This window comes from Vibrio sp. 10N.222.48.A3 (genome assembly GCF_041475345.1).
GTDB lineage: Bacteria > Pseudomonadota > Gammaproteobacteria > Enterobacterales > Vibrionaceae > Vibrio > Vibrio tasmaniensis_A.
On the sequence record NZ_JBFRVX010000432.1, the window covers coordinates 1 to 5,221 of the forward strand.

The 5,221-nt window shown below is 46.6% G+C and carries 5 protein-coding genes; all 5 read right to left on the bottom strand.

The window, feature by feature from the left end:
* Positions 1-31 precede the first annotated feature (31 nt).
* Positions 32-469 (bottom strand): flagellar export protein FliJ, encoded by a 438-nt coding sequence (gene fliJ, locus AB4653_RS13130; protein WP_009848549.1) that lies wholly within the window; start codon positions 467-469, stop codon positions 32-34.
* A 22-nt stretch (positions 470-491) separates the two neighbouring features.
* Positions 492-1,811 (bottom strand): flagellar protein export ATPase FliI, encoded by a 1,320-nt coding sequence (gene fliI / locus AB4653_RS13135; protein WP_009848550.1) that lies wholly within the window; start codon positions 1,809-1,811, stop codon positions 492-494.
* Positions 1,811-2,611: a flagellar assembly protein FliH gene (gene fliH, locus AB4653_RS13140; RefSeq protein ID WP_102257951.1), complete on the bottom strand. Its 801-nt coding sequence runs from the start codon at positions 2,609-2,611 to the stop codon at positions 1,811-1,813. Before fliH ends, fliI begins: the two co-directional genes overlap by 1 nt.
* A gap of 126 nt (positions 2,612-2,737) precedes the next feature.
* The gene (gene fliG, locus AB4653_RS13145) at positions 2,738-3,799 is read right to left on the bottom strand and encodes a flagellar motor switch protein FliG (RefSeq protein ID WP_102257952.1); all 1,062 of its coding nucleotides are present in this window, start codon (positions 3,797-3,799) and stop codon (positions 2,738-2,740) included.
* Positions 3,792-5,221, bottom strand: a 1,430-nt coding sequence (gene fliF, locus AB4653_RS13150; protein WP_372104385.1) for a flagellar basal-body MS-ring/collar protein FliF, incomplete at its 5' end; no start/stop codon positions are given. The genes fliG and fliF, both read right to left, overlap by 8 nt.

Sequence of the window (5,221 nt, forward strand, 5' to 3'; positions counted from 1 at the left end):
GAGCAACACTTGCGTCATTCGCGAATTAGGTTCAAATCTTCTTTCGGCTATATAACAGAGTCGAGAACTCATCCATTTGCTTTTGCTCTCTTTGATCTTGCAGCTTTGCTTTTTCTTTCTGCTTTTTCTCCATCAACCATTCGTAGGATTTACGCTTTTTTCGTAACTCCATCCAATAGTTTTGGCAGTTATCGACCTGATTTTTAAAGTGGTGTTCCGCTTCTCTCTGCTTAGAGAGCGTTTCATCTAATTGCGTTAAGAAACGGTTTAAGTGACCATATTGGCTAGCCGTTAATCCGGCCTTACCTCGGTCAACAAGTTGCTGGCAGTAATCAAGTCGATATTTTTCAATCTGTTCGACCTGTTCGTAGTAACCCTGCAGCTCGACATTCGCTTGATTCAGCGCCAATACAGCTTGGTTCTCTTGGTCTTTCGCTTGATCGAGAAGAAATTCTAACGCGTTATCCATGATTGACCTTATTCAACACGACCTAACCGCCTAACACATGCTTTAACATGTTGACGCACATATCATAGGGAACCGTTTCTTTCATTTTCTGTTGTAAGTACTCGTCCAACCTCGGTTTCAAAGTGAAAGCACTGTCGATTGCAGGGTCTGTTCCCGGCTTGTAAGCACCAATCGAAACCAAATCTTGATTTTTCCGGCATATAGACAGCACTTGTCTAACGGCTTTCGACATCAAGACATGTTCTTCGGTGGTGATTTGAGGCATAACACGACTGACGGATTTCTCAACATCAATCGCGGGATAGTGACCAGCATCAGCCATCTCACGAGATAAAACAATGTGACCATCAAGAATCGCTCGCGATGCATCGGCAATAGGGTCTTGTAAATCATCACCTTCTGTTAACACGGTAAAGAAAGCAGTGATAGAACCTTGTTCATCGTTACCATTACCTGCTCGCTCCACCAGCGCAGGAAGCTTGGCAAACACAGACGGCGGATAGCCTTTGGTTGCTGGCGGCTCACCCACAGACAGAGCGATTTCACGCTGCGCCTGAGCGAAACGAGTCAATGAGTCCATCAGTAGTAAAACATCTAGACCTTGGTCTCGGAAATACTCAGCTACAGCCAGTGCGGTTTGACAGCCTTTTAAACGCATCAATGGAGACGAATCCGCAGGAGCGGCGACCACAACAGAACGCTTACGACCATCTTCGCCAAGGATCTCTTCAATAAATTCTTTTACTTCTCGTCCACGCTCACCAATCAACCCCACCACGACCACTTGCGCGGTTGTACCACGAGTCATCATCCCAAGCGTAACCGACTTACCCACACCGGAGCCCGCAAACAGGCCGATACGCTGCCCTTTGCCCACCGTTAGTAAGCCATTAATCGCTTTTAAGCCAACATCAAGTGGCTCAGAGATAGGTTTACGAGCTAAAGGATTGATTGGCTCAGCATTAAAGGAAGCGCGTTGCTCGGTATAGATTGGACCTAAACCGTCGAGCGGATTACCTACGCCATCGATAACACGACCAAGCAACTCCATTCCAACAGGGATACCGCTTTCCGACGTCATCGGTGTCACGCGAGCGCCTGGTAAGATCCCAGTAATTTGTTCACTTGGCATCAAAAACAGGTTATCGCCAGAAAAGCCAACCACTTCAGCTTCCATCTGACCAGACATAGTCTCTACTAAGCATAAGCTGCCAATTGGCGCTTTGCAGCCGGTAGCTTCAAGCGTTAGTCCAACAACACGAACTAGTTTGCCTGAAGCAATTGGTCGCGACTTTAGCCCCTCGACTTTGTATTGGCTAAGACGGTTCGCTAACTCAAGCATTACTCATGACCTTGATGACGATTTACACCACAGAAGCTTTGAATGACGTTCTTCACGCGCTCTTCCATGCGGTAGTTAACACTCGATTCACCCGCTTCAATTTGTACGTCGCCGCGATTGAGTGCAGGCTCTGATACCAACGTCCAATTGCGAGAGTCCAATTCCGTTTCGCCATACGCTGAGCGTATTATTGCAACGTCTTCAGGGTTTAGCTTCAATGTGATCGCGTGACCTGAGATTGGCAATGACTCTACCGATTCTTTCACGGTATCTAGTATGATTTGTGGGTTGGTTTGCACTTCAACATGAACCACTTCTTTGACCATAGTCAACACCATGTCCACCAGTTGCTTCTCTACCTGAGCATTCATCAGCTCTAATGGCTGAGCGAACTGGTTGGCTAGCCCCATAAAGATGGCGACTTGCTGCTGAATGTACTCTTGACCAGCAGTAACGCCTTCAAGTTTGCCGGCTTCGTTACCCTCTTCGTGACCTGCGGCAAACCCTTCGTCTTTGCCTTTTTCGTAGCCCTGTTTAAAGCCAGCCTCTTGTCCTTGATGAAGCCCTTCCTGATAAGCGCCTTGCTTGATCAGTTCGATTTGGTCTTCAGTTAGAACCAGCTCTTCGTCTTCAATGGCTTCTTCAACCGTTGGCATCCAGCCAGGATCGTAGTTAAAAGCCGTTTCTTTGGCTTGTTTGTTCACATCAGAGGTATAGTCAGGCAGCCCCCATTTCTGAGGTTGGGCAACCGTATTATCTTCTTCAGGGCGAAGGAAGCCACGTTTTCTATCACCTGACATATCAGTACCTATCTATGAGTTCGTCCAACTGCGTTGTAGATTCAAGCAATTACACGGTAGTTAATCTGTGGTTTGAAGTTGGATAAAGAAAAGCCCCAACAATGTGGGGCTCTTGAGGTTTCTGTATTAAAGGAACTCGTCGGCGCCACCAGACAGCATAATCTCGCCACTGTCTGCCATCTTCCTCGCAATACCCAAGATCTCTTTCTGAGCCGCTTCTACATCAGAGACTTTAACTGGCGGCATCGCCTCAATATCGTCTCTCATCATATCAGCTGCACGCGTAGACATGTTCTTGAAGATCTTCTCACGTAGGCTTTCATCAGCACCTTTAAGCGCTTTCTGTAGAACGTCTTGTGGGACATCACGCAGCAATCGCTGAACACCTTGGTCATCAACTTCAATAAGGTTTTCAAAGACAAACATAAGATCTTGGATCTGTGTTGCCATGTCTTCGTCTTGATCTCGAATTTGCCCCATCAAGATGCCTTCTACATTATTGTCCATGTAGTTCATGATCTCAGCAGCGGCTTTCAGGCCACCAATTTTGGCAGCTTGAGCACCCGCTTGACCCGCAAACTGTTTCTCCATGATTTCATTCAATTCAGCGAGAGCTGAAGGTTGAACTTCTTCAAGGTTAGCAATACGCATCATCAAATCAAGACGAACACGCTCAGGGAATTGAGACAAGATCTCAGCAGACTGATCCGATTCCAAGTAAGACAGTACGATCGTTTGAATCTGTGGGTGCTCGTTGATAATGATGCTTGCCACCTGACGAGGATCCATCCACTTAAGAGAATCCAAACCTTTAGAGCCAGTACCCAGAAGGATTTGATCAACAAGGTTATTCGCCTTATCTTCGCCCAGCGCAGCTACCAACGCATTACGCATAAAGTCTTCACTGCCCATGCCGATGTTGGTGTACTTCTGAATATCATCTAGGAAAGCACGGTGCACAGCACCTACTTTTTCTTGAGACCAATCCGTTGAACGTGCCATTGCACTACCAACACGTTGAACCTGTTTAGGTTCCAGGTGGCGAATGATACCCGCAGCATCTTCTTCACTTAAACTTAGCAACAAGATAGCAGCGCGTTCTTCGCCTGAGATAGACTCGATATCAACACTTGCGACATCAAGCCCTTCACCACCTTCTGCTTGTTGTGGAACAATTTCGTTAGCCATCTGCCACCCAATTCTTAACTACTTGAGCTGCTAGCTCTGGTTCATTTGCTACAAGTGCACGTACTGCTTTCAGTACGTCCTCATCTTTGTGAAGGTTTGGTAGGTCGATACTTGAACCAAATTCAAATAACTCACCACCTTCAATATCACCACCAATTAAACTGGTTTCGCCGTCAACACCAATTGGCATGCCATCGGGGCCGTACATTTGATCGTCATCGTCTGCTGCTGGGTTAAGCAGTTTTTTCATTGCAGGGCGAACCAGCACCAATACGACAACAATAATAACCAACGCACTCGCAAACCAACGAACCCAATCATTAAAGTGTTGGTGCTCCCAAATTGGTACGTCAGCAACAATATCCGTTACTTGAGGTGCAAATTGCATGCTTAAAACATTGAGTAAATCACCGCGGTTTTCATCAAAACCCACAGTCCCAATCAATACCTGACGTATCGCGTTAATTTCGCTTGCTGGAATTGGGGTGTGAACCACTTCTCCCGTATCAGGGTTCAATGATTGGCGATCTTTGATTGCAACAGATACGGTCTGACGATTAACCGTGCCGCTCTGTTTTCGCTCATGACTAATGGTAGTATCCAGCTCAAAGTTGCGGGTCGCTTCTTTGTGAACCGAACCTTGCCCCATCATCGTACCATCTTTCATCTGAGCCACGTCCTGGGGAATCGATGCATCAGCAGGAGGCTGGTTACTCAAAGCCCCTGGAATACCAGCCACAACGTTGCCGTTATTGTAGTCTTCTAATGTATATTCACTTCGGGTTGCTGGAGTATTCGGATCAAAACGCTTTCTTGTTTGTTCCACAGCACTAAAGTCGAGTTGAATATCAACCTGAGCCGTGTAGTTACCAAACCCAAGAATCGGAATCAAAATAGAGTCAATTTTTTCACGTAGCGCTTGCTCTTGATTACGCTCTAACTCGTGCTCTTTTCGGCGTGCCGCTGACATCGGGTCCTGAGAGCCAGAGCTCAAAAGTCGGCCATGCTGATCGGTCACTGTAATTCGCGAAGTTTTCATCCCCGGAACGGCACTAGCCACCATGTCCACAACAGAATCAACTTCTTGCTGCTTGAGGTTCGTCCCCGTTTTAAGTGTCAGGAATACTGAGGCAGAGGCTTCTTGATTGTGACGAACAAAGACACTTTGCTTAGGTAAGGCAAGTAAAACTTGAGCTTTACGTACCTGCTTCATCTGTTCAATAGCTTTAGCAAGCTGTCTTTCACGGCTTAGTTTAAGACGCTCTTTCTCTAAACGTTGTGATACACCGAAACCCATGTCTTGCATGAGGATATCATCACCGGTGTTTCGCTCTTGGTTCAAACCCGCTCGAACCATATTTAGCTTTAATGAGTTATATTCACTCGCAGGTACCGAGATGGTATTCCCTTCAAGAGAGTACT

Excerpts from the sequence above, each read along its gene's own strand:
- fliI (WP_009848550.1), bottom strand. The coding sequence starts at position 1,811 with ATGCTTGAGTTAGCGAACCGTCTTAGCCAATACAAAGTCGAGGGGCTA.
- fliH (WP_102257951.1), bottom strand. The coding sequence starts at position 2,611 with ATGTCAGGTGATAGAAAACGTGGCTTCCTTCGCCCTGAAGAAGATAAT.
- fliG (WP_102257952.1), bottom strand. The coding sequence starts at position 3,799 with ATGGCTAACGAAATTGTTCCACAACAAGCAGAAGGTGGTGAAGGGCTT.
- fliJ (WP_009848549.1), bottom strand. The coding sequence starts at position 469 with ATGGATAACGCGTTAGAATTTCTTCTCGATCAAGCGAAAGACCAAGAG.